Source organism: Geodermatophilus sp. SYSU D01106, assembly GCF_054049995.1.
The window spans coordinates 184,319-206,864 of the sequence record NZ_JBJGYM010000003.1 but is presented as its reverse complement, the minus strand read 5'-3'; the positions used below and the strand labels follow the sequence as shown (position 1 = coordinate 206,864).

Genomic DNA, 22,546 nt, shown 5'->3' with positions numbered 1-22,546 from the left:
GGGGAGACTCGCGTCCCGTGGCCGACGTCTACGACTGCACCGACCCCGAGGCCCGCGCCGCCGGCCTCGACGCCGCCGCGGCGGCGATCGCCCGCGGCGAGCTGGTCCTGCTGCCCACCGACACCGTGTACGGCGTCGGCGCCGACGCCTTCTCGCCCGCCGCGGTCGCCCGGCTCCTCGGGGCGAAGAACCGCGGCCGCGCGATGCCGGTGCCCGTCCTCGTCGGGGAGGCCTCCACGCTCGCCGGGCTGACGATGAGCGTGCCGCAGCCGGCGCAGCGGCTCGCCGAGGCGTTCTGGCCCGGCGGGCTGACCATCGTCGTCGAGCACGCCCCGTCGCTGGCCTGGGACCTCGGCGACGCCGAGGGCACGGTGGCCGTCCGCCTGCCCGACGACGACGTCGCCCGCGACCTGCTGCGCCGCACCGGCCCGCTCGCGGTCTCCAGCGCCAACCGGTCCGGCCGCCCGGCCGCGACGACGGCGGAGGAGGCGGTGGCCCAGCTCGGCGAGCACGCCGCCGTGGTGCTCGACGGCGGCCCGCGCGCGGGCTCCGCGGCCAGCACGATCGTCGACTGCACCGGCCCCGTGCCGCGGGTGCTGCGGGTGGGCGCCGTCCCCGTCGACCGCGTGCGCGAGGTGCTGCCCGACACCACCGACTGATGGAGGACCCCTCCGCCCCCCACCACGCGCTCCGCGCGCGGCGGGGCCCTGCGGAGGGGCCGACGTCCCGCTCCGGTCCCGTCCCGGGGGATACCGTGGGGAGTCCGCTGTCGTCGTCTCGCCCCGGGAGCACCGTCGCGATGAGCCCCTCCGCCGCGCGCCCGGCCGGGGTCCCGCGCGGTCCCGAGCGGGGCTGAGCCGTGCGCGAGTACGCCGTCGTCCTGCTCACCGCGGCGCTGGTGACGTTCCTGGCGACGCCGGTGGTCCGCGTGGCCGCCGTCCGGCTGCGGATGATGGCCGCCCCCCGCGAGCGCGACGTGCACGTCATCCCGACCCCGCGCGGGGGAGGGGTCGCGATGTACCTGGGCGTGGCCGCCGCCGTGCTGGTCGCCACCCGGCTGCCGGCCCTGCAGCGCACGTTCGAGGACTCGCAGACCGCCGCGGTACTGGCCGCGGGCGGCCTGATCTGCCTGCTCGGCGTGCTCGACGACAAGTTCGGCCTCGACGCGCTCACCAAGCTCACCGGCCAGATCGCCGCGGCCGGCGTGATGGTGCTGCTCGGCGTCCAGCTGGCGTTCCTGTTCCTGCCGGTCGCCGACATCGGCACGATCTCCTTCGGCCCCGACGTCGGCGTGCCGCTGACGATCCTGCTGACCGTCCTCGTGGTGAACGCGCTCAACTTCATCGACGGGCTCGACGGGCTGGCCGCCGGCGTCTCGGCCATCGCGGCCCTGGCGTTCTTCGCCTACAGCTACAACCTCGGCCGGGTCGGCTACGACGAGGTGGCCAGCGCCCCGGCCCTCATCACGGCGGTGCTCGCCGGCGCGTGCCTCGGGTTCCTGCCGCACAACTTCAGCCCGGCGCGCATCTTCATGGGCGACTCGGGCTCGATGCTCGTCGGCCTGATGCTGTCGGCGGCCGCGGTCAGCGCCACCGGCCGCGTCGACGCCCAGACCTTCGACTCCGCGGCCAGCCTGCTGCCGCTGACGCTGCCGCTGCTCGTGCCGGTCGCGGTGCTCTTCATCCCGTTCGTCGACCTGGTCCTGGCCGTCGTCCGCCGGACCCGCCGCGGACAGTCGCCGTTCTCGCCGGACAAGATGCACCTGCACCACCGGCTGCTGTCCATCGGGCACTCGCACCGCCGGGCGGTGCTGACCATGTACTTCTGGGCGGCTCTCCTGTCCTTCGGCGCGGTGGCCCTCTCGATCACCGGCGGGACGGCGGAGCTGCTCGTCGTGATCGGAGTCCTGCTCGCCGTGGGTGTCGTCGTCGTCCTCAGCCCGCACACCCGACGGGCGGCCCGCGAGGCCCGGGCGGCCGAGATCGCCGCGCAGCGCCGGCGCAGCCGGGCCGCGCACCCCACCGCCCGCGCCACCCGCGAGCGCCGGCCGGCCGGCCCGGTCGCGGCGCCACCGCCCTCACCCAACGGCGCGACGGCGCCCGGGACGACCGCGCCGCGCGCGGCCGGCGCCGGGCAGGTGACCCGGTGAGCGCGCCGCGCCCCGGAACCGAGGTCCCCTGGGACCTCTCGTTCCTCCGCGTCGGCGCGCTGGTCACCGGCGCCGTCGCCGCGGTCGCCGCGCTCGTCGTCGGCCTGACGCTCGGCTGGGCCGACGCCGTGGGCGTCCTGGTCGGGGCCGCCGTGGTGACGGCGTTCTTCGTGGTCAGCGGCGTGGTCATCGCCTGGGCCGGCCGGATCAACGACACGTTCACGCTGCCCGCCGCGCTCGGCATGTTCTTCGTCAAGGCGCTGGTTCTCTTCGCCGTGCTCGACGCCCTGCCCGAGGACGGCTGGCTCGACCGGCTCACCCTCGCGTGGACGGTGATCGTCGGGGCGCTGCTGTGGAGCGTCGTCCAGCTCCGCTGGGTGTGGACCCGGCCGCTGTACTACGTCACGCCTCCCGCGCCACCCGGTCAGGGGACCGGCTCCCCGGCACCGGGAGGGCCCGCGACACGCGGCTGATAGTGTCCGGGCGATGGCCGAGGACGACCTCACCCGTGGGGAGCCCCGGCCCCGACCTGCGCGACCAGCCGCTCCTCGGGGCAGCGGTGCCGAGACCGGCTATGCGGTCATCGGGACGATGATCTCCGGGCTGGCAGTGTGGGGCGGAGCCGGCTGGCTGATCGACCGGTGGCTGGACACGCGGGTGTTCCTGCCGGTCGGGATCCTCCTCGGCATCACCGTGGCCATCTACCTGGTCGTCAAGCGGTACGGCGGTCCGCCTCCGACACCGGGGGCGACCGAGAACAGCAGGACCCCGGGCGGACGACGGAGCCGGCCCAGGACGCAGAAGGGACAACGGTGACCTCCAGCGCCCTCGCGCTCGTGGACGTGCTCGCCGCCGAGGGCGGTGGCGCCGGCGACGGCTTCCAGGCCCCCGGCCTGAGCGAGTTCTACCCCGAGCCGATCGCCGAGTTCTCGCTGCTGGGCGTCGACTTCGCCATCACCCGCATCACGCTGGGGCTGTGGTTCGCCACGCTCGCGATGCTGGTCTTCATGGTCATGACGGTGCGCAAGCCGTCCATCGTCCCCGGCAAGATGCAGTTCATCGGTGAGAGCGGCTACTCGCTCGTCCGTGACGGCATCGCCCGCGACGTCGTCGGCCCCCGGGGGATCCCCTTCGCGCCGTTCCTCGCGTCGCTGTTCTTCTTCATCCTCGCGAACAACCTGATGGCGATCATCCCGTTCGCGCAGATCTCCCCGATGTCGAAGTTCGCCTTCCCGCTGGTGCTCGCCGCCATCTGCTGGGTCATCTACATCTACATCGGCATCCGCGAGCAGGGCGCCGGCCGGTACTTCAAGGACATCCTGTTCCTGCCCGGTGTGCCCAAGCCGATGTACATCCTGGTCACCCCGATCGAGATCCTGCAGAACTTCGTCGTCCGACCGTTCACCCTCGCGGTCCGGCTCTTCGCGAACATGTTCGCCGGCCACATGCTGCTGGTCGTCTTCTCGCTCGGTGCGGTCTACCTGTTCAGCCGGGACAACTTCTCGATCGTGTTCGGCCCCATCTCGGCGCTGATGGCGATCGTGATGACCTTCTTCGAGCTGCTGGTCATCTTCCTGCAGGCCTACGTCTTCACCGTGCTGATGGGGACCTACCTCAACGGCTCCATCGAGGCCGAGCACTGAGCCCCGGGGCTTCCCCGCGCACCACCCGGACCGCACCACCCGCACGACCCCCGCAAGCCGCCCGGACGACACCGGGCGACGACACAGGAGGAACACCCCGTCATGGATCTTCTCGCTGAGCTGACCGGCAGCATCGGCTCCGTGGGCTACGGCCTCGCCGCCATCGGCCCCGGCATCGGCGTCGGCATCGTGTGGGCGGCCTACATCCAGGCCACGGCCCGGCAGCCCGAGTCGGCCGGCCTGACCCGCACCTACGCCTTCCTCGGGTTCGCCCTCTCCGAGGCGCTCGCCCTGATCGGCTTCGTCGTCCCCTTCGTCTTCGGCACCTGATCCCCGCCTCCGGGTAGGGACAGCGACCACAGAGACAGGACACTGAGACCATGAGCATCCTCGCTGCGGAGAGTGCCAACCCGCTCATCCCGCCGCTCGGCGAGATCATCATCGGCCTGATCGCCTTCGCGATCGTCATGGTGGTGTTCTTCCGGCTCATCGCGCCGCGCTTCGAGCAGGTCTTCCGCGCCCGCCGTGAGGCGATCGAGGGCGGCATCGAGCGCGCTGAGGCCATGCAGGCCGAGGCGAAGGCGGCGCTGGAGCAGTACCGCGCCCAGCTCGCCGAGGCCCGCACCGAGGCCGCACAGATCCGCGACCAGGCGCGCGCCGAGGGCCAGCAGATCCTCGAGGAGCTGCGGACGCAGGCGCAGGAGGAGTCCGCGCGGATCGTCGCGCGCGGCGAGGAGCAGCTGGCGGCCAACCGCCAGTCGGTCATCAACGAGCTGCGTGGCCAGATCGGCACGCTCGCCGTCGACCTGGCCGGCCGCGTCGTCGGGGAGTCCCTCGAGGACGAGGCGCGTCGCCGGGGCACCGTCGACCGCTTCCTCGACACGCTCGACGGCATGAGCGCCGGCGGCGCCACCGACGGGCGGACCGGCAGCACCGTGTTCGTCCCCGGCACGGACCGCTGATGGACGCCTCGAGCCGGGAGGCGCTCGCGGTCACCCGCGAGCGCCTGGCGGCGACCACCCGCGGGGCGGCCGGCCCGGGCCTGCTCGCCTTCGCCGACGAGCTGTTCGCCGTCGCGCGGCTGCTCGACGGCAGCGTCGCGCTGCGGCGCGCGCTGTCGGACGCGGCCGTCAAGCCGGCGGACCGCGCGGGCCTGGCCCAGCGGGTCCTCGGCTCGCGGGTGTCGGAGGCGACCGTCGACCTGGTCCAGACCGCGGCCCGGCAGCGCTGGTCGCGCCCGCTGGACCTGGTCGAGGCCACCGAGGTGCTCGCCACCGAGGCGGGGCTCGACGCCGCCGAGGCGCGCGGCGAGCTCGAGGGCGTCGAGGACGAGCTCTTCCGGTTCGGCCGGATCGTCGGTGGCGACCCCGAGCTCAGCCGCATCCTCGGTGACGACCGCGCGCCCGTGGCGGGCAAGTCGGCCCTGCTCGACCGGCTGCTCACGGGCCGGGTCAGCCCGGTCACCGAGTCGCTGCTGCGGAACTCGCTGACCGCGCGGCACGTGGGGAACGCGGAGAACCGGATCGTCCGGCTGTCCGAGGCGGCCTCCGCCCGGCGCGGCCGCTCCGTCGCCCACGTGACGACGGCGGTGGCGCTGACCGCGGCGCAGGAGCGCCGGCTGCAGGACGTGCTCGGCCGGATCTACGGGCGGACCATCGGACTGCAGGTGACCGTCGACCCGGCGGTGCTCGGCGGTCTCGTCGTCCGCGTCGGTGACGAGGTCATCGACGGCAGCGTGGCGAACCGGCTCGAGGTCGCGAGCCGCCGGCTCGCCGGCTGACCCGCCCCACCCCAGACCACAGACAGCACGACCCAGCAGGGAAGAGGACGCGAGCCATGGCCGAGCTGACGATCTCCGCAGACGAGATCCGCAGTGCCATCCAGAACTACGTCACCGAGTTCTCCCCGGACGTGTCCCGGGAAGAGGTCGGGATCGTCACCGAGGCCGGCGACGGCATCGCCCGGGTCGAGGGCCTGCCCTCGGTCATGACCAACGAGCTGCTCGAGTTCGAGAGCGGCGTCCGCGGCCTGGCGCTGAACCTCGACGTCCGCGAGGTCGGCGTCGTCATCCTGGGTGACTTCGCCGGGATCGAGGAGGGCCAGCAGGTCCGCCGCACCGGCGAGGTCCTCTCGGTGCCGGTCGGCGACGGCTACCTCGGCCGCGTGGTCGACCCGCTGGGGAACCCGATCGACGGTGCCGGCGAGATCGCCACCACCGGGCGCCGGGCCCTGGAGCTGCAGGCGCCGACCGTGGTGCAGCGGCAGTCGGTGCACGAGCCGATGCAGACCGGCATCAAGGCCATCGACGCCATGACGCCGATCGGCCGCGGCCAGCGCCAGCTGGTCATCGGCGACCGCCAGACCGGCAAGACGGCGATCGTCACCGACACGATCATCAACCAGAAGCAGGCCTGGGAGACCGGTGACCCGGCCCAGCAGGTGCGCTGCATCTACGTCGCCGTCGGCCAGAAGGGCTCGACGATCGCGGCGATCCGCGCCTCCCTCGAGGAGGCCGGCGCGATGGAGTACACGACCATCGTCGCGGCCCCGGCGTCGGAGTCGGCCGGCTTCAAGTACATCGCCCCCTACACCGGCTCGGCGATCGGCCAGCACTGGATGTACGAGGGCAAGCACGTCCTCATCGTGTTCGACGACCTGTCCAAGCAGGCCGAGGCCTACCGCGCCGTCTCCCTGCTGCTGCGCCGCCCGCCGGGCCGCGAGGCCTACCCGGGCGACGTCTTCTACCTCCACTCCCGCCTGCTGGAGCGCTGCGCGAAGCTCTCCGACGACCTGGGCGCCGGCTCGATGACGGGTCTCCCGCTCATCGAGACCAAGGGCAACGACGTGTCGGCCTACATCCCGACCAACGTCATCTCGATCACCGACGGGCAGATCTTCCTCGAGACGGGTCTGTTCAACTCCGGTGTCCGCCCGGCCATCAACGTCGGCATCTCGGTGTCCCGCGTCGGCGGCTCGGCGCAGATCAAGGCGATGAAGTCCGTCGCCGGCCGGCTGCGCCTGGACCTCGCCCAGTACCGCGAGCTCGAGGCCTTCGCCTCCTTCTCGTCCGACCTGGACGCCTCCAGCCGCGCCACGCTGGACCGCGGCCAGCGCCTGGTCGAGCTGCTCAAGCAGGGCCAGTACCAGCCGTACCCGGTCGAGCGCGAGGTCGTCTCGCTGTGGCTCGGCACCACCGGCAAGCTCGACCGCATCCCGGTCGGCGACGTCCGGCGCTTCGAGTCGGAGTTCCTCGACCACATCGGCCGGTCCGAGCCCGGCGTCTACGACGAGATCCGCACCTCGCGGGCCCTCGGCGACGACGCCGTCAGCAGCCTCGAGCGCGCGGTGCAGTCGTTCTACGGCTCGTTCACGACGTCGGACGGCTCCTCGCTCACCGACGACGAGGACGGCGGCGCGACCGCCCAGGGCGTCTCGACGACGAAGAGCGCCTGACGTGGCCGGTTCCCTCCGCGCGCTGCGGCGCCGCATCCGCTCCACCCAGTCGACGAAGAAGATCTTCTCGGCCCAGGAGCTGATCGCCGGCGCCCGCATCGTCCGCGCCCAGGCCCGGGTGGAGGCCTCCAAGCCCTACGCCCGGGAGATCACCCGCGTGCTCTCGGCCCTGGCGTCCTCCGCGACGCTGGAGCACCCGCTGCTCAACGAGCGGACCGAGACGCGCAGGGCGGCGGTCCTGGTGGTCACCTCCGACCGTGGGTTCGCCGGCTCGTACAACGTCAACGTGCTGCGCCGCACCGAGGAGCTCCTCGGCCAGCTGCGCCAGCAGGGCAAGGAGCCGGTGCTCTACGTCGTCGGCCGCAAGGGGGAGACCTACTACTCCTTCCGCGACCGGCCCGTCGAGCAGACCTTCACCGGGTTCTCCGAGCAGCCGGCCTACTCCGACGCGCAGGAGGTCGGCCGCGCGCTGATCGACGTGTTCGCGCCGGGGGACGACGCCGACCGCAGCGGCGCCGTCGACGAGGTGCACATCGTCTACACCGAGTTCGTCTCGCTGCTGTCCCAGGTGCCGACCGCCCGCCGGCTGGCCCCGATGGACACCTCGGAGCTCGAGGACGCGGGGGAGGAGGACGGCGAGCGCCCCGGCGACTCCGGCGTCCCCACCTCCTACGAGTTCGAGCCCTCACCCGAGGCGCTGCTGGACGCGCTGCTCCCCAAGTACGTCACCACCCGCATCTACGCGGCGCTGCTCGAGGCCGCGGCCTCGGAGTCGGCGTCGCGCCGGCGGGCGATGAAGTCGGCGTCCGACAACGCCGAGGAGCTGGCCAAGAACCTGTCCCGCCAGGCCAACCAGGCCCGGCAGGCGGAGATCACCCAGGAGATCAGCGAGATCGTCGGTGGCGCCGACGCGCTGGTCGCAGCGAACGCCGACGACTGACCACCCCGCCCCGTCGCCCGCGACGGGGAGTCCGGACCTGAGATCCCAGGAGCACCCCATGACCGTCACCGAGGACCGTCCGACCACCCAGACGACCGGCCGCGTCGTCCGGGTCACCGGGCCGGTCGTCGACGTCGAGTTCCCGCGCGACGCGATGCCCGACCTGTTCAACGCCCTGCACGTCGACGTCACCCTCGCCGACCTGGGCAAGACCCTGACCCTCGAGGTCGCCCAGCACCTGGGTGACAACGTGGTCCGCACCATCTCCATGGCCCCGACCGACGGCCTCGTCCGCGGCGCCGCGGTCACCGACACCGGGTCCCCGATCTCGGTGCCCGTCGGCGAGGGCGTCACCGGGCACGTGTTCAACGCCCTCGGCGAGTGCCTCGACCAGCCCGGCTACGGCAGCGACCTCACCCGCTGGTCGATCCACCGCCACGCGCCGCGGTTCGACCAGCTCGAGGGCCGCACCGAGCTGCTCGAGACCGGCATCAAGGTCATCGACCTGCTGACCCCCTACGTGGCCGGCGGCAAGATCGGCCTGTTCGGCGGTGCCGGCGTGGGCAAGACCGTGCTGATCCAGGAGATGATCCGCCGCGTCGCCCAGGAGTTCGGTGGCGTGTCGGTGTTCGCCGGCGTCGGCGAGCGCACCCGCGAGGGCAACGACCTCATCACGGAGATGACGGAGTCCGGCGTCATCAACTCGACCGCGCTGGTCTTCGGCCAGATGGACGAGCCGCCGGGCACCCGCCTGCGCGTGGCGCTCTCGGCGCTGACGATGGCGGAGTACTTCCGCGACGAGCAGAACCAGGACGTGCTGCTCTTCATCGACAACATCTTCCGGTTCACCCAGGCCGGGTCCGAGGTCTCCACGCTGCTGGGCCGCATGCCCTCCGCCGTGGGGTACCAGCCGACCCTCGCCGACGAGATGGGCGAGCTGCAGGAGCGGATCACCTCGACGCGTGGTCACTCGATCACCTCGCTGCAGGCGATCTACGTGCCCGCCGACGACATCACCGACCCGGCGCCGCACACCACCTTCGCCCACCTCGACGCGACGACCGTGCTCTCGCGGCCGATCTCGGAGAAGGGCATCTACCCGGCCGTCGACCCGCTGGACTCCACCAGCCGGATCCTCGACCCGCAGTACGTCGGGCAGGAGCACTACCAGGTCGCCCAGACGGTGAAGCAGATTCTGCAGCGCTACCAGGAGCTGCAGGACATCATCGCCATCCTCGGCATCGACGAGCTCTCCGAGGAGGACAAGGTCACCGTGCAGCGCGCGCGGCGGATCGAGCGGTTCCTCTCGCAGAACATGTTCGTGGCCGAGGCCTTCACCGGTCAGCCCGGCTCCTTCGTGCCGCTGTCGGAGACCCTCGAGGCCTTCAAGGCGCTCACCGAGGGCAACTACGACCACGTGCCGGAGCAGGCCTTCTTCATGTGCGGTGGGCTCGAGGACCTCGAGCGCAACGCGGAGAAGCTCAAGCGCGGCTGACCTCCCGCGGTCCGGCGACGGCCGGGCACCCCGAACAGGGGTGCCCGGCCGTCGCGCTTCTCCGACGCTCCGCTCCGCCGTTACGGGTCCGTGACCTGCATCGACGTCCTCCGTGCCGGACCGGTGACACAGCGTCGGGACCTGCCCGGGCGCGCCGGGACGGGTGGTTGGGCGGGGCACCCCCGTGGGCAGGTGGCTGGCGGATCGACCCTCAAGAGCGGGAGCCTGCGTGCCGACACAGCAGGTGGCGCCCCGGAGGGACCGGAAGCGCAGCACGGGAGTGACGATGGACTGGCTGGACGGGACGAGCACGCACGGCACGGTGAGCCGGCTGCCGGTCAGCACCCCGGACCCCGGCTGGACCTGGCCGCCGTCGGCGCCGGTCTCCTCCGTCGACGACATCTGCTACGACACCGACGACTGGGCGCCGGCCTCCACGGTGCGCCACCCCTGGGTCCGCGTCGGCCGCTGGACCCTGCTCTACCGCCGCGCCGCCTGAGCACCCGGGCACGCCGCCGCCCGAAGGGGTGGCCGCGGCCGACCCGCGCCGGACGCCGCGACGCACGCGGCTAGAGTGAGGGCGACCGTCGCCGTGCCCGTCCGGCCGGCGTCCCAGCACCGCAGCGTCGGTGGACCCGGAGGAGTGTCGTGGCGACCCTGCAGGTCGAGTTGGTGGCCGTCGAGCGGACCATCTGGTCCGGCGAGGCGAGCATGGTCATCGCCCGCACCACCGAGGGTGAGATCGGCGTCCTGCCCGGCCACGCCCCGCTGCTCGGCGAGCTCGCCCCCGGCGGCGTCGTCACCATCCGCAGCACCGAGGGCCAGGACGTCGTCGCGGCCGCCCACGGCGGCTTCCTGTCGGTGACGCCGCAGGGCGTCTCGATCCTCGCCGAGACGGCGGAGATCAGTTCCGAGATCGACGTCGAGCGGGCCCGCGAGGCCCTGCGCCGCGCCGAGTCGGAGGGGGACGACCCCGACGCGCTCGCCGCCGCCCGCCGCGCCCAGTCCCGGCTGCGCGCCGCCGGCCAGGCCTGACCCGGCCGGCCTGACCCGACCGGACCGCTCCCGCACGACCCGCCGGTGACCACCGCCCTCCTCGTCGTCGCCGCGGCGCTGGTCGTCGCCCTGGTGGTCGCCTTCCTGCTGCGCCGCCGGTTCCTGCTCTCCGGCCTCGGCGCGGTGACCATGTGGCTGCGCCCCGGCGGCAGCTCGCGCTGGGCGGTGGGCGTGGCCTGGTACGGCGGGGACTCGCTGCTCTGGTACCGCGCCGTGTCGCTGTCGGTGCGCCCGCAGCAGCGGCTGTGCCGCACCGAGCTGCACGTCGCCGGTCGCCGGGCGCCCGGCCGCGACGACGTCGCGCTGCCCGACGACGCCGTCGTGGTGTCCTGCGAGACCGACAACGGGCCCCGCGAGCTAGCGATGGACCCCGCGACGGTGACCGGCTTCCTGTCCTGGGTGGAGTCGGCCCCGCCCACGGCCTAGCGGCCGGGCGGGCGAGCCCGGCGGCCGGCCCGGGCGGTCAGCCGCGGGCGGCGCGCTGGGCGTGCACCCCGCTGTGCGCCCCCGGCTCCCAGAGGACGTCGCCGTCGGGGTTGGCCTCGCGGGCGAGGATGAACACCAGGTCCGAGAGCCGGTTGAGGTAGCGCGCCGTCTCGGGGTTGGTGCGCTCGCCGTCGGCCTCCAGCAGCGCCCAGACGCTCCGCTCGGCCCGCCGGACCACCACCCGCGCCTGGTGCAGCAGCGCCGCGAGCGGGGTGCCGCCGGGCAGCACGAAGCTGGTCAGCTTCGGCAGCGCCTCGTTGTGCTCGTCGCAGGCGGCCTCGAGCCGCTCGGTGTAGGCGGCGGTCACCCGCAGCGGCGGGTACGCGGGGTCGGGGACGATCGGGGTGCAGAGGTCGGCGCCGACGTCGAACAGGTCGTTCTGCACGCTGCGCAGCAGCTCGGTCAGCTCCGGCGTCGGCGAGCCGAGCGCGAGCGCGACGCCGATGACGCTGTTGGCCTCGTCGACGTCGGCGTAGGCGACCAGTCGCGGGTCGGTCTTCGACACCCGGCTCATGTCGCCGAGGTGGGTCTGCCCGGCGTCACCGGTCTTCGTGTAGATGCGGGTGAGCCGGACGGTCATGGCCAGGAGACTAGGCGCTGGCCGGAGGCCGCCGGCGGGCCCGCCGTAGGGTGGGCCGGTGCAGTGCTTCGAGGTGACCGGGGGCACGGCCCTCACGGGCAGGGTCCGCGTCACGGGCGCCAAGAACAGCGCCCTCAAGCTCATGGCCGCGGCGCTCCTGGCCTCCGGCCGGACGACCATCGACGAGGTCCCCGACATCCTCGACGTGGCGATCATGAGCGAGGTGCTGCGCCGGCTGGGCTGCGGCGTCACCTACGAGCGGTCGGGGCAGCCCGGGGGCGGCGGCCGGGTCGTCGTCGACGTGCCGGAGCAGCCGGACACCGAGACCGACTACGACCTGGTCCGCAAGATGCGCGCCTCGATCAGCGTGCTCGGCCCGCTGGTGGCCCGCTGCGGCAGCGCCAAGGTCGCGCTGCCCGGCGGCGACGCGATCGGCTCCCGCGGCCTGGACATGCACATCTCCGGCCTCGAGCGGCTCGGCGCCTCCATCCACAGCGAGCACGGCTTCCTCGTGGCCACCGCGCCGCGGCTCCAGGGCACCTCGATCTGGCTGGACTTCCCGTCGGTCGGTGCCACCGAGAACCTGCTCATGGCCGCGGTGCTCGCCGAGGGCACGACCGTCATCGACAACGCCGCGCGCGAGCCGGAGATCGTCGACATCTGCTCGATGCTCACCGCGATGGGCGCGCGGATCGACGGCGCGGGCTCCTCCACGCTGACGATCGAGGGCGTCGACGGCCTGCTCCCGGTCACCTACAGCACCGTCCCCGACCGGATCGTCGCCGGCACCTGGGCGATCGGGGCGGTGATGACCCGCGGCGACGTCGTCGTGGAGCGGGCCGTGCCCGACCACCTCGCCGTCCCGCTGGACAAGCTGGTGAGCGCCGGGGCGACCGTCGAGGTGGTCGAGAACGGCATCCGGGTGGCCATGGAGGAGCGACCCCGCGGGGTCGACGTCGTCACGCTGCCCTTCCCCGGGTTCCCCACGGACCTGCAGCCGATGGCGGTCGCGCTCGCCGCGGTGTCCACCGGCACGGCGCTGATCACCGAGAACGTGTTCGAGGGCCGGTTCATGTTCGTCAACGAGCTCGTCCGGCTGGGCGCCGACGTGCGCATCGACGGCCACCACGCCGTCGTCCGGGGCCGCGAGCGGCTCTCCAGCGCGCCGGTGCTGGCCACCGACATCCGCGCCGGCGCCGGGCTGGTGCTCGCCGGGCTGCTCACCGACGGCGTCACCGAGGTGCAGGACGTCCACCACGTCGACCGCGGCTACCCCGACTTCGTCGAGCTGCTCACCGGCCTCGGCGCCGAGATCCGCCGGGTCGACCGCCCCGACTGAAGAAGGACTCCCGTGCCCCCCGGACCTCGCTGCGCTCGGCCCGGGCACCTGCACGGGGGCCGCTAGCGGGCCGGGAACGAGGCCGCGAGCTCGCGGGCGCGGGGGGCGTCCTCGGGGAAGACGAGCACGTCGGCCCGGTGCGCCTCGGGGAAGCGGATCGTCGAGCGGATCCCGGCGTCGGACAGGACGGCGCGCAGGGCCAGCGCCGACTCACGCCGCGACAGCGTGGCCACGCGGGTCAGCAGGCCGTCGTCCGACGGCGTGGGACGGCCGCGGCGCATGCCGCCGGTCGAGCTCCCGCCGAAGGCCCAGCGCATGAACAGCGCCAGCAGGACCATGACCACGATCGCGATGACCGGCCCGGCGATGTAGCTGAGACTGCCCGGCTGCAGCATCCCGGCCCCCTCCGTCGACCCCGGCCGCGCCCCGCCGGCACGGTCGTCCACGATCGAGTGTGCCACCGCCGGAGCTCTCGGACCGGTGCTGCTACTGGCCGGTAACAGCCCTACACTCCGCGGGCATGCCGTTCCCTTCAGCGCCGAAGGACCGCGACCGCCCCTGGGTCATGCGCACCTACGCCGGCCACTCGTCACCCGCCGAGTCGAACGCGCTGTACCGGCGCAACCTGGCGAAGGGGCAGACCGGGCTGTCGGTCGCCTTCGACCTGCCGACGCAGACCGGCTACGACCCCGACGACGAGCTCGCCGTCGGCGAGGTGGGCAAGGTCGGCGTGCCGGTGACGCACATCGGCGACATGCGCGCGCTGTTCGACGGCATCCCGCTCGACGAGATGAACACGTCGATGACGATCAACGCCACGGCGATGTGGCTGCTCGCGCTCTACCAGGCCGTCGCCGAGGAGCACGGCCACGACGTCGCGAAGCTCGCGGGTACGACGCAGAACGACATCATCAAGGAGTACCTGTCGCGGGGGACCTACGTGTTCCCGCCCGGGCCCTCGATGCGGCTGATCACCGACATGGTCGCCTACACGGTGACGGCCATGCCGAAGTGGAACCCGATCAACATCTGCAGCTACCACCTGCAGGAGGCCGGGGCGACGCCGGTGCAGGAGATCGCGTACGCGATGAGCACCGCGATCGCCGTCCTGGACTCCGTCCGCGACTCCGGCCAGGTGCCGCAGGAGCGCTTCGGCGAGGTGGTCGCGCGCATCTCCTTCTTCGTCAACGCGGGTGTCCGCTTCGTCGAGGAGATGTGCAAGATGCGCGCCTTCACCCAGCTGTGGGACGAGCTGACGCAGGAGCGCTACGGCGTGCAGGACCCCAAGCACCGTTGGTTCCGCTACGGCGTGCAGGTCAACTCCCTCGGCCTGACCGAGGCGCAGCCGGAGAACAACGTGCAGCGGATCGTGCTGGAGATGCTCGCGGTCACGCTGTCGAAGGACGCCCGCGCCCGCGCGGTGCAGCTGCCCGCCTGGAACGAGGCGCTCGGCCTGCCGCGGCCGTGGGACCAGCAGTGGTCGCTGCGGCTGCAGCAGGTGCTCGCCTACGAGACCGACCTGCTCGAGTACGACGACCTGTTCACCGGCTCGGTCGTCGTGGAGCGCAAGGTGTCCGAGCTGGTCGAGGGCGCCCGCGCCGAGATCGCCCGGGTGCAGGAGATGGGCGGGGCGGTGGCCGCCGTCGAGTCCGGCTACATGAAGGGCCGGCTCGTCGCCTCGCTGGCCGAGCGGCGGCGCCGGATGGAGAACGGGGACGACGTCGTCGTCGGCGTCAACCGGTTCGAGGGCACCGAGCCCAACCCGCTGCTGGCCGACCTCGACGCCGCCATCCAGGTCGTCGACCCCGCCGTCGAGAGCGCCGCCCAGGAGGCGGTCCGCCGGTGGCGGGCCGAGCGCGACCCGGCTCCGGTCGAGGCCGCGCTGGCCGCCCTGCGGGCGGCCGCCGGCAGCGACGTCAACCTGGTGCCCGCGACGCTCGCGTGCGCCCGCGCGGGCGTGACGACGGGGGAGTGGGCGGGGGTCCTGCGCGAGGTGTTCGGCGAGTTCCGCGCCCCCACCGGCGTGGCCGCGGCCACCGGCGGCGGCGAGGCCGACGAGACGCTGGTGGCCGTCCGCGAGCGGGTGCGCGCCACCGGCGAGGAGCTCGGCGGGCGGCTGCGGTTCCTGGTCGGCAAGCCGGGCCTCGACGGGCACTCCAACGGCGCCGAGCAGATCGCCGTCCGGGCCCGCGACGCCGGCTTCGAGGTGGTCTACCAGGGCATCCGGCTGACGCCCGCGCAGATCGTGTCGGCGGCGGTCGAGGAGGACGTCCACGTCGTCGGGCTGTCGGTGCTGTCCGGCTCGCACCTCCAGGTGGTGCCGGCGGTGCTCCAGGGCCTCCGGGACGCCGGGCTCGACGACGTCCCGGTCGTGGTCGGCGGGATCATCCCCGACAGCGACGCGCGCCGGCTGCGCGAGCAGGGCGTGGCCCGGGTGTTCACGCCCAAGGACTTCGGGCTCACCGACATCATGGGCCAGGTCGTCGACGTCGTCCGCGAGGCGAACGGCCTCGACGAGCGGGTCCCCGCGCCCGCCTAGGCGGTCTGCTCGTCGGCCGCCCGGTCCAGCGGGGCCGGGCGGCCGAACAGGTGGCCCTGCCCCAGCCGGACGCCGCGGGCGAGCAGCGCGTCCCGCTCGGCGGCGGTCTCCACGCCCTCGGCCACCAGCGCGGACCCGGTCTCGGCGGCGAAGGCCACCATCGCGGCGGTCATCGCCTGCCGGGCCGGGTCGGCGTCCACGCCGCTGACCAGCGCGATGTCGAGCTTGATGGTGTCCGGGCGCAGCCGCAGGATGTGCCGCAGGCTCGCGTAGCCGGCGCCGGCGTCGTCGACGCTCAGCCGGACGCCCGCCCGTCGCAGCGGCTCGACGGCGACCAGCACGGCCGGGTAGTCCTCGATCGGCGAGTGCTCGGTGACCTCCACCGTCAGCGGCGTGGCGGCGGCGCCCTCGACCAGCGTGCGGCCCACGGCCGGCACGAGCAGCGCCTCGGGGGAGACGTTGACCGCCAGGCGGGTGCCGGGCGGCAGCCGGTCGGCCAGCTCCAGCGCCGAGCGCACCGCCAGCAGCTCCAGCTCGACGCCGAGCCCGACGGCCGCGGCGTCGGAGAACAGCGTCGCGGGGCCCTCCTCCCGGCCGGGGAAGCGGGCCAGCGCCTCGTGCGCCACCACCCGGCCCGAGCGCATGTCCACGACCGGCTGCAGGTGGATGGTCACCGCCCGGCGGGTCAGGACGTCGACGACGCGGTCGCGCCGCGCGGTGAGCTCGGCCTCGGCGAACTCCTCGGCGGCCAGCCGCTCGCCGATCAGGTCGGCCAGCATCTCCACCGTGCGCACCGCGGCGCCGTCGAGGTGCTCACCGGCGTCGCGGCTGAGGCAGCAGAGCATCCCCAGCGGGCGCCGGTCGACGTCGCGGACCGGGGCGCCGACGTAGGAGCCGATGCCCAGCGCCTCGGTGACCGCCAGGTCGCGGGTGACCGGGTTGCGGTCGGCCGCGGTCACCACGGGCGGCAGCTGGCCGGAGAGAACCCGCACGCAGAAGGACTCCTCCAGCGGCAGCGACATCCCCTCGCTCACGTTCATGGCGTCGAGCGCGCCGGTGGCCGAGGTGACCTCCTGCCGTCCCTCGGTGAACACCGACAGCCACGCGACGTCCATGTCGAGCCGGGTCCGGGCGAGGTCGAGCAGCCGGTGCACCCAGTCGTCGGAGGGAGCGGACGTCGGGGGAGCGGCGAGCGACCGGGGAGAGCCCACCCCGGCATCCTGACGGTTGGGAGAGCGCTTGCCCAGCGGTGGCGGAACGGCGTCGGACGGCTACCGGCGCGGGCCGAAGCGGACGTCGACGCCCGGGGAGAACAGCACGCTGTCCGGCGGGCCGCCGACCCCGGGCAGCCCGGCGGCGGCCAGCAGGTCGCCGTCCCAGGTCAGCAGCTCGGCGCGGTGCAGCGGCCAGGCCGGGTGCTCGTTGGGCCAGTAGCGGGTGCGGCCGAGCGTCGTCTGGTGCAGCCCCCACCGGCCGGTGAGGAACCGCTCGAGCGGGCCGGGCGCGGCCAGCCGCTCGCCCACCCGCAGCTCCACCCGCCCGCCGGCGCCGCGGGGGCCGGGCCAGCGGCGGCGCGAGGTGTAGGTGAGCCGGTCGCCGTCGCGGGCGAACCGCATCCGCGACCACAGGTAGGGCAGCCCGGCGGCCCGGGCGACCAGCACCGGCAGCAGCCGGTCGGCGTCGAGGGACCGGAAGACGACGCCGCGGCGGCCCTGCGCGTCGACGGAGTACAGCCGCACGTTGGTCTCGAGGAACGAGCCGACCCACGGCAGGCCGGGGGAGCCCAGGACGCCGATGCGCCGCATCCGGAACGGCACGAGGCCCACCCAGCTCGCGCCGTCGTGCACGTCGGGGTCGGTGCCGGCGGGCAGCAGCGGCGCGACGACGGCGGGGTCGACCGCCCAGTGCACGAACGCGACGTCGCGCCAGCCCTGCGTGAACAGCGTCCGGCCGGCGGCGCGCGGCGCGGTGTCGGTGACCTCCTCGGGCTGCACGCCTCCAGCCTCCCCAGCGGCGTTGCCCGCGGCGACCCCGCCGTGGTGAGGTCGGCCACATGACCGCTGAGGGTGCGCCCCGCGTCGAGCGGGACGGCGATGTCGTCCGCATCACCATGTGCCGGCCGCGGAGGCGCAACGCGCTGTCCCGCGACCACCTGGAGCAGCTGCTGGCCGCGGTGCGCGAGGTGGGGGAGGGCGACGCCGCCGGCATCGTGCTCGCGGGCGAGGGGCCGGTGTTCAGCGCGGGCCACGACTTCGCCGACGTCCTCGACGCCCCGCTGACCGACGTGCGCAGCCTGCTGGCGCTGTGCACCGAGCTCATGCAGGCGATCGAGCAGGTGCCGCAGGTCGTCGTCGCGCGGGTGCACGCGCTGGCCACCGCCGCCGGGTGCCAGCTGGTGGCCTCCTGCGACCTGGCCGTCGCCGCCGAGTCGGCCGGTTTCGCCGCGCCGGGCGGGAAGGGCGGCTGGTTCTGCCACACGCCGATGGTGCCGATCGCCCGCAACGTCGGCCGCAAGCGCGCGATGGAGCTGGCGCTCACCGGCGACGTCATCGACGCCCGCACCGCGCTGGACTGGGGCCTGGTCAACCGGGTGGTCCCCGACGACGAGCTGGACGCCGCCGTCGACGAGCTCGTGGCGCGGGCGACCCGCGGCTCGCGGGCCAGCAAGGCGTGGGGCAAGCGGACGATGTACGCCCAGCTCGACCGGCCCGAGCGCGACGCCTACGCCACGGCCGTCGAGGTCATGGCCGCGGCCAGCCAGCTCGACGGCGCCCGCGAGGGCATGGCCTCGTTCCTGGAGAAGCGGCCCGCGGTCTGGACCGACTGATCGGGGGACCCTGCCGGGCCGCCCGCGGCCGCGTCGGATAGACAGTCCGCATGCCCGAGGTGACGCGGTCCGACGCCGGCTGGCTCTCCCGCGAGGAGATGGACCTCGCGCGGGAGCGCCTGCCGATCCTGTACGTGGACGCCGTGCCGGTGCGGGTGGACGGCCAGGGCGTCGTCACCGCCGTCGGCCTGCTGCTGCGGATCGGCGAGGACGGGCAGGTGAAGCGGGCGCTGGTCTCGGGCCGGGTGCTGCACCACGAGCGGGTCCGCTCGGCGCTGCTGCGGCACCTGGAGAAGGACCTCGGCCCGCTCGCGCTGCCGCGCGTCCCCCCGGCACCGCAGCCCTTCACCATCGCGGAGTACTTCCCGACGCCCGGCGTCACGCCGTTCCACGACCCCCGCCAGCACGCCGTCTCGCTGGCCTACGTCGTGCCCGTGGAGGGCGACTGCGCGCCGCAGCAGGACGCGCTGGAGCTCACCTGGTTCACCCCGGACGAGGTGCGCGCGTCGACCGTGCTCGCCGAGCTGGCCGGCGGGCAGGGCACGCTGCTCCTGCAGGCGCTGGCCCACCTCGGCGTCTGAGCCACCGGGTCAGCGCCCGAGGTCGGCGCAGCCCGTCTCGTGCGGGAGGACCGGCCGGAACGTGACCGACCAGCGGGCGCCGTCGGGCGTGACCCACGGCGTGAGGGCGTTCGCCGACGCGGCCGCGGCCAGCACGTCGGCGCCCTCGCGGCCGGTGGCGCTCACGCAGGTCAGGCCCGCGCCGAGCGGCGTCCCGGGCAGCTCCGGCCCGGGCCAGGCGACGTCGGGCTGCGGCAGCTCCGGGTCGCCGCCGGGATGCGGCTGCACCACGGCGGCGACGGTCTGCGGGACGTAGGGCTCGCTCGGCCCGGTCTGCGAGGTGAGCTCGTCGACCAGCCCGCGCAGCCGCGTGCGGGCCTCCGCCTGCTCCGGCGTCACCGAGTCGTCGGGCGTCTCGGACAGTGCGTAGACCTCCCGCACCGCCGTGCCGCCGCCGGTGACCAGCGTGAAGCGGGTCGTCGGCGCGTCGGCCACCGGTGGGTCGCCGAGGTCGCCGGACTCCTCGACGCCGGCGTCGACGGCGGCCTGCACGAGGTCGCGGACGACGTCCTCGCCGACCTGCTGGACCTGCACGTTCGGCAGCGCCGGCGCCGGCCAGATCTCGATCTGCGGGCCCTGGGTGAGGATCCGCCCGTCGCCGTAGACGCTCACCACGGGCAGCCGGGCGGCGAGCTCGTCCGGCGTGGTGAAGCCGCCCGTGTGCGCCACCTGCAGCACCAGCCCGGGCGGCAGCGGCGCCGGGTCGGGGGAGGGTGCCGCGGCGTCCCCGCCGCCCCCGGCACAGGCCGCGAGCGAGAGCGCCAGGGCGAGCAGGCCGGCCGCGCGGGCCGTCGACGTCGTCGTCACGGTCGTGCGACGCCCGACCCCGGCCGCGGGGTTCCCGTCGTGACCGGACCGGTACCGTCGGCGCCCGTGCGCCTGGTCATCGCCCGCTGCTCGGTCGACTACATCGGGCGGCTGACCGCCCACCTGCCCCTCGCCACCCGGCTGCTGCTGGTGAAGGCCGACGGCTCGGTGTCGGTGCACGCCGACGACCGCGCCTACAAGCCGCTCAACTGGATGACCCCGCCCTGCACCCTCAAGGACGAGCTCGCCGACACCCCCGACGGCCGGGCCGGCACCTGGACGGTCACCAACAAGGCCGGGGAGCAGCTGGTCATCACGATCGAGGCCGTCGAGCACGACAGCTCGCACGAGCTCGGCGTGGACCCGGGCCTGCAGAAGGACGGCGTCGAGGCCGAGCTCCAGCGGCTGCTCGCGCTGCACGTGGAGACCTTCGGCGCCGGCTGGACGCTGGTGCGCCGGGAGTACCCGACGGCGATCGGCCCGGTGGACCTGCTGTGCCGCGACGCGGACGGCCGCACGGTGGCGGTGGAGATCAAGCGGCGCGGGGAGATCGACGGCGTCGAGCAGCTCACCCGCTACCTCGAGCTGCTCAACCGCGACCCGCTGCTCGCGCCGGTCAAGGGCGTGTTCGCCGCGCAGGAGATCAAGCCGCAGGCGCGGGTCCTGGCCGGCGACCGCGGCATCGACTGCGTGACCGTCGACTACGCCGTCCTCAAGGGCACCGACGACCCCACGCAGCGCCTGTTCTGAGCCCTACCCAGGGGTAACCGCCGCCGTCCCGGGTGGGAGACTGCCCCGGTCGGAACGGGTACGGAGGGATGGCAGCGTGGCCAGAGAACTGACCGAGGTCGGCGTGGTGGGGCTCGGCACCATGGGTGCGGGCATCGCCGAGGTCCTGGCCCGCGCGGGCCTGTCGGTGACCGCCGTGGAGATCAGCGAGGACGCGCTCGGCCGCGGCCGCGGGCACGTCGAGCAGTCGACGGACAAGGCGGTCTCGCGCGGCAAGCTGGAGCCGGCGGAGCGCGACGCGATCCTCGGCCGCATCCGGTTCAGCACCTCGCTGGAGGACCTCGCCGCCGCCGAGCTGGTCGTCGAGGCCGTCCCGGAGCGGATGGAGCTCAAGACCGACCTGTTCGCGAAGCTCGACAAGATCTGCCCGCCGGACACCATCCTGGCCACGAACACCTCGAGCCTGTCGGTGACCGAGCTGTCGGTGGCCACCGGCCGCCCGAGCAAGGTCATCGGGATGCACTTCTTCAACCCGGCGCCGGTCATGAAGCTGGTCGAGGTGGTGCGCACCGTCGTCACCGAGCCCTCGGTCATCGAGGACGTCGAGGCCCTGGCCGCCCGCCTCGGCAAGGTCGACGTGACGATCGGCGACAAGGCCGGCTTCATCGCCAACGCCCTGCTGTTCGGCTACCTCAACCACGCGGTCTCCATGTACGAGAACCGGTACGCCAGCCGCGAGGACATCGACGCGGCCATGCGGCTGGGCTGCGGCCTGCCGATGGGCCCGCTCGCGCTCATGGACCTCATCGGCATCGACACCGCCTACGAGATCCTCGACACGATGTACAAGCAGTCGCGCGACCGGCTGCACGCCCCGAGCCCGGTGATCAAGCAGATGATGACCGCGGGCCTGCTGGGCCGGAAGTCCGGCCGCGGCTTCTACACCTACGCCGGCCGCGACTCCGCCGAGGTCGTCCCCGACGCCGCCACCCCGCCGGCCGGTGGCGCCGCCGAGGGCGCCCGCCCGGTCTCGCTGGTCGGCGTCGTCGGCTCGGGCACGATGGCCACCGGGATCATCGAGGTCGTCGCCAAGGGCGGCTACGACGTCGTCTTCCAGGCCCGCTCGCCGGAGAAGGTCGAGGCGGTCCGCACGGCGCTGGCCCGGTCGCTGGACAAGCAGGTGGCCCGCGGGCGCCTGGACGAGGCCGGCCGCGACGAGGTGCTCGGCCGGGTCCGCGGCACGACGTCGCTCGACGACCTCGCCGACCGCGACCTGGTGATCGAGGCCGTCGTCGAGTCGCTGCCGGTCAAGCAGGCGCTGTTCGCGGCGCTGGGGGAGATCGCCAAGCCGGGCGCGGTCCTCGCGACGACGACCTCGAGCCTGCCGGTCATCGAGTGCGCCAAGGCCAGCGAGCGCCCCGGCGACGTCGTCGGCCTGCACTTCTTCAACCCCGCCCCGGTGATGAAGCTCGTCGAGGTGGTCAGCACCATCGCCACCGCCCCCGACGTCGCGGCCACCGCGCACGCGGTCTGCGCGCAGCTGGGCAAGCACGCGGTCTCCTGCACCGACCGCGCCGGGTTCATCGTCAACGCGCTGCTGTTCCCCTACCTCAACGACGCGGTGAAGATGCTCGAGGCGCACTACGCGACCGCCGACGACATCGACGCCGCCATGAAGGTCGGCTGCGGCTACCCGATGGGTCCCTTCGAGCTGCTCGACGTCGTCGGCCTCGACGTGTCGCTGGCGATCGAGCGGGAGCTCTACACCGAGTTCCGCGAGCCCGGTTTCGCGCCGGCGCCGCTGCTCGAGCACCTGGTCACCGCCGGGTACCTCGGCCGCAAGACCGGCCGCGGGTTCCGGGACCACTCCGGCCGCTGAGGCC

General features: G+C 73.9%; 25 protein-coding genes. 20 read left to right on the top strand and 5 right to left on the bottom strand.

Going from position 1 to position 22,546, the window contains the following annotated elements:
• Positions 1 to 17: 17 nt before the first annotated feature.
• The 14 genes from ACI78R_RS04840 to ACI78R_RS04775 all read left to right on the top strand — a co-directional run bounded on the left by ACI78R_RS04840 (position 18) and on the right by ACI78R_RS04775 (position 11,162).
• On the top strand, positions 18 to 659 hold the full coding sequence (locus tag ACI78R_RS04840) for an L-threonylcarbamoyladenylate synthase (RefSeq protein ID WP_073421701.1): 642 nt from the start codon (positions 18 to 20) through the stop codon (positions 657 to 659).
• A gap of 200 nt (positions 660 to 859) precedes the next feature.
• Positions 860 to 2,149: a glycosyltransferase family 4 protein gene (locus tag ACI78R_RS04835; protein ID WP_073421702.1), complete on the top strand. Its 1,290-nt coding sequence runs from the start codon at positions 860 to 862 to the stop codon at positions 2,147 to 2,149.
• The gene (locus ACI78R_RS04830) at positions 2,146 to 2,622 is read left to right on the top strand and encodes a hypothetical protein (RefSeq protein WP_073421703.1); all 477 of its coding nucleotides are present in this window, start codon (positions 2,146 to 2,148) and stop codon (positions 2,620 to 2,622) included. The genes ACI78R_RS04835 and ACI78R_RS04830 overlap by 4 nt, the downstream gene beginning before the upstream one ends.
• Positions 2,623 to 2,635: 13 nt before the next feature.
• The gene (locus tag ACI78R_RS04825) at positions 2,636 to 2,965 is read left to right on the top strand and encodes an AtpZ/AtpI family protein (protein ID WP_073421704.1); all 330 of its coding nucleotides are present in this window, start codon (positions 2,636 to 2,638) and stop codon (positions 2,963 to 2,965) included.
• Positions 2,962 to 3,792, top strand: coding sequence for a F0F1 ATP synthase subunit A (atpB, locus tag ACI78R_RS04820; protein ID WP_083628837.1), 831 nt, complete (start codon positions 2,962 to 2,964; stop codon positions 3,790 to 3,792). The genes ACI78R_RS04825 and atpB overlap by 4 nt, the downstream gene beginning before the upstream one ends.
• 102 nt (positions 3,793 to 3,894) lie before the next feature.
• Positions 3,895 to 4,122 carry an ATP synthase F0 subunit C gene (gene atpE / locus ACI78R_RS04815; protein ID WP_029432783.1) on the top strand — a complete coding sequence of 76 codons (228 nt, stop codon included), beginning with the start codon at positions 3,895 to 3,897 and terminating at the stop codon, positions 4,120 to 4,122.
• Positions 4,123 to 4,172: 50 nt separating this feature from the next.
• Positions 4,173 to 4,754, top strand: a complete 582-nt coding sequence (locus ACI78R_RS04810) for a F0F1 ATP synthase subunit B (RefSeq protein ID WP_073421705.1) — start codon at positions 4,173 to 4,175, stop codon at positions 4,752 to 4,754.
• Complete coding sequence (locus ACI78R_RS04805; protein WP_336032006.1) at positions 4,754 to 5,572, top strand: F0F1 ATP synthase subunit delta; 819 nt, start codon at positions 4,754 to 4,756, stop codon at positions 5,570 to 5,572. The genes ACI78R_RS04810 and ACI78R_RS04805 overlap by 1 nt, the downstream gene beginning before the upstream one ends.
• Positions 5,573 to 5,628: 56 nt before the next feature.
• Positions 5,629 to 7,245, top strand: coding sequence for a F0F1 ATP synthase subunit alpha (gene atpA / locus ACI78R_RS04800; protein WP_457039835.1), 1,617 nt, complete (start codon positions 5,629 to 5,631; stop codon positions 7,243 to 7,245).
• A gap of 1 nt (position 7,246) precedes the next feature.
• Positions 7,247 to 8,185 carry a F0F1 ATP synthase subunit gamma gene (locus tag ACI78R_RS04795; RefSeq protein ID WP_073421708.1) on the top strand — a complete coding sequence of 313 codons (939 nt, stop codon included), beginning with the start codon at positions 7,247 to 7,249 and terminating at the stop codon, positions 8,183 to 8,185.
• Positions 8,186 to 8,243: 58 nt separating this feature from the next.
• Positions 8,244 to 9,680, top strand: coding sequence for a F0F1 ATP synthase subunit beta (gene atpD / locus ACI78R_RS04790; RefSeq protein WP_073421709.1), 1,437 nt, complete (start codon positions 8,244 to 8,246; stop codon positions 9,678 to 9,680).
• Positions 9,681 to 9,966: 286 nt separating this feature from the next.
• Entirely contained in the window at positions 9,967 to 10,179 is a 213-nt protein-coding gene (locus ACI78R_RS04785; RefSeq protein WP_139253032.1) for a hypothetical protein, read from the top strand.
• A gap of 149 nt (positions 10,180 to 10,328) precedes the next feature.
• Positions 10,329 to 10,715: a F0F1 ATP synthase subunit epsilon gene (locus ACI78R_RS04780; protein ID WP_073421711.1), complete on the top strand. Its 387-nt coding sequence runs from the start codon at positions 10,329 to 10,331 to the stop codon at positions 10,713 to 10,715.
• 45 nt (positions 10,716 to 10,760) lie between these two features.
• Complete coding sequence (locus tag ACI78R_RS04775) at positions 10,761 to 11,162, top strand: DUF2550 domain-containing protein (protein ID WP_457039834.1); 402 nt, start codon at positions 10,761 to 10,763, stop codon at positions 11,160 to 11,162.
• A gap of 37 nt (positions 11,163 to 11,199) precedes the next feature.
• Here ACI78R_RS04775 and ACI78R_RS04770 read toward each other — a convergent pair whose 3' ends face one another.
• Complete coding sequence (locus tag ACI78R_RS04770; RefSeq protein ID WP_073421713.1) at positions 11,200 to 11,802, bottom strand: cob(I)yrinic acid a,c-diamide adenosyltransferase; 603 nt, start codon at positions 11,800 to 11,802, stop codon at positions 11,200 to 11,202.
• A 58-nt stretch (positions 11,803 to 11,860) separates the two neighbouring features.
• Here ACI78R_RS04770 and murA point away from each other — a divergent pair, with 58 nt between their 5' ends.
• Entirely contained in the window at positions 11,861 to 13,141 is a 1,281-nt protein-coding gene (murA, locus tag ACI78R_RS04765; RefSeq protein WP_457039833.1) for a UDP-N-acetylglucosamine 1-carboxyvinyltransferase, read from the top strand.
• Positions 13,142 to 13,203: 62 nt separating this feature from the next.
• Here murA and ACI78R_RS04760 read toward each other — a convergent pair whose 3' ends face one another.
• Positions 13,204 to 13,536 (bottom strand): hypothetical protein, encoded by a 333-nt coding sequence (locus tag ACI78R_RS04760; protein ID WP_073422003.1) that lies wholly within the window; start codon positions 13,534 to 13,536, stop codon positions 13,204 to 13,206.
• A 125-nt stretch (positions 13,537 to 13,661) separates the two neighbouring features.
• Between ACI78R_RS04760 and ACI78R_RS04755 the strand changes: the two genes are divergently transcribed.
• Positions 13,662 to 15,680 carry a protein meaA gene (locus tag ACI78R_RS04755; RefSeq protein ID WP_457039832.1) on the top strand — a complete coding sequence of 673 codons (2,019 nt, stop codon included), beginning with the start codon at positions 13,662 to 13,664 and terminating at the stop codon, positions 15,678 to 15,680.
• Here ACI78R_RS04755 and ACI78R_RS04750 read toward each other — a convergent pair.
• Complete coding sequence (locus ACI78R_RS04750; RefSeq protein WP_457039831.1) at positions 15,677 to 16,891, bottom strand: sensor domain-containing phosphodiesterase; 1,215 nt, start codon at positions 16,889 to 16,891, stop codon at positions 15,677 to 15,679. The genes ACI78R_RS04755 and ACI78R_RS04750 overlap by 4 nt on opposite strands.
• A 60-nt stretch (positions 16,892 to 16,951) precedes the next feature.
• The gene (locus ACI78R_RS04745) at positions 16,952 to 17,674 is read right to left on the bottom strand and encodes a YqjF family protein (RefSeq protein ID WP_457039830.1); all 723 of its coding nucleotides are present in this window, start codon (positions 17,672 to 17,674) and stop codon (positions 16,952 to 16,954) included.
• A gap of 59 nt (positions 17,675 to 17,733) precedes the next feature.
• Between ACI78R_RS04745 and ACI78R_RS04740 the strand changes: the two genes are divergently transcribed.
• Together ACI78R_RS04740 and ACI78R_RS04735 are read left to right on the top strand one after the other, a co-directional pair.
• Positions 17,734 to 18,507, top strand: a complete 774-nt coding sequence (locus ACI78R_RS04740) for an enoyl-CoA hydratase-related protein (RefSeq protein ID WP_073421717.1) — start codon at positions 17,734 to 17,736, stop codon at positions 18,505 to 18,507.
• A gap of 50 nt (positions 18,508 to 18,557) precedes the next feature.
• The gene (locus ACI78R_RS04735) at positions 18,558 to 19,088 is read left to right on the top strand and encodes an NUDIX hydrolase family protein (protein WP_457039829.1); all 531 of its coding nucleotides are present in this window, start codon (positions 18,558 to 18,560) and stop codon (positions 19,086 to 19,088) included.
• Between the two features lie 9 nt (positions 19,089 to 19,097).
• On the opposite strand, the gene ACI78R_RS04730 is transcribed toward ACI78R_RS04735, so the two are convergent.
• Positions 19,098 to 19,934 (bottom strand): hypothetical protein, encoded by an 837-nt coding sequence (locus ACI78R_RS04730; protein ID WP_073421719.1) that lies wholly within the window; start codon positions 19,932 to 19,934, stop codon positions 19,098 to 19,100.
• A gap of 66 nt (positions 19,935 to 20,000) precedes the next feature.
• Here ACI78R_RS04730 and nucS point away from each other — a divergent pair, with 66 nt between their 5' ends.
• Together nucS and ACI78R_RS04720 are read left to right on the top strand one after the other, a co-directional pair.
• Positions 20,001 to 20,684 (top strand): endonuclease NucS, encoded by a 684-nt coding sequence (gene nucS / locus ACI78R_RS04725; protein WP_457039828.1) that lies wholly within the window; start codon positions 20,001 to 20,003, stop codon positions 20,682 to 20,684.
• 76 nt (positions 20,685 to 20,760) lie between these two features.
• Positions 20,761 to 22,542, top strand: a complete 1,782-nt coding sequence (locus ACI78R_RS04720) for a 3-hydroxyacyl-CoA dehydrogenase family protein (protein WP_073421721.1) — start codon at positions 20,761 to 20,763, stop codon at positions 22,540 to 22,542.
• The last annotated feature ends 4 nt before the right edge of the window (positions 22,543 to 22,546 follow it).

What these genes read in the sequence shown, in the direction of transcription:
- ACI78R_RS04825 (WP_073421704.1), top strand. Translation starts at nt 2,636, where the DNA reads ATGGCCGAGGACGACCTCACCCGTGGGGAGCCCCGGCCCCGACCTGCG.
- atpE (WP_029432783.1), top strand. Translation starts at nt 3,895, where the DNA reads ATGGATCTTCTCGCTGAGCTGACCGGCAGCATCGGCTCCGTGGGCTAC.
- ACI78R_RS04810 (WP_073421705.1), top strand. Translation starts at nt 4,173, where the DNA reads ATGAGCATCCTCGCTGCGGAGAGTGCCAACCCGCTCATCCCGCCGCTC.
- ACI78R_RS04805 (WP_336032006.1), top strand. Translation starts at nt 4,754, where the DNA reads ATGGACGCCTCGAGCCGGGAGGCGCTCGCGGTCACCCGCGAGCGCCTG.
- atpA (WP_457039835.1), top strand. Translation starts at nt 5,629, where the DNA reads ATGGCCGAGCTGACGATCTCCGCAGACGAGATCCGCAGTGCCATCCAG.
- atpD (WP_073421709.1), top strand. Translation starts at nt 8,244, where the DNA reads ATGACCGTCACCGAGGACCGTCCGACCACCCAGACGACCGGCCGCGTC.
- ACI78R_RS04785 (WP_139253032.1), top strand. Translation starts at nt 9,967, where the DNA reads ATGGACTGGCTGGACGGGACGAGCACGCACGGCACGGTGAGCCGGCTG.
- ACI78R_RS04770 (WP_073421713.1), bottom strand. Translation starts at nt 11,802, where the DNA reads ATGACCGTCCGGCTCACCCGCATCTACACGAAGACCGGTGACGCCGGG.
- ACI78R_RS04760 (WP_073422003.1), bottom strand. Translation starts at nt 13,536, where the DNA reads ATGCTGCAGCCGGGCAGTCTCAGCTACATCGCCGGGCCGGTCATCGCG.
- ACI78R_RS04755 (WP_457039832.1), top strand. Translation starts at nt 13,662, where the DNA reads ATGCCGTTCCCTTCAGCGCCGAAGGACCGCGACCGCCCCTGGGTCATG.
- ACI78R_RS04740 (WP_073421717.1), top strand. Translation starts at nt 17,734, where the DNA reads ATGACCGCTGAGGGTGCGCCCCGCGTCGAGCGGGACGGCGATGTCGTC.
- ACI78R_RS04735 (WP_457039829.1), top strand. Translation starts at nt 18,558, where the DNA reads ATGCCCGAGGTGACGCGGTCCGACGCCGGCTGGCTCTCCCGCGAGGAG.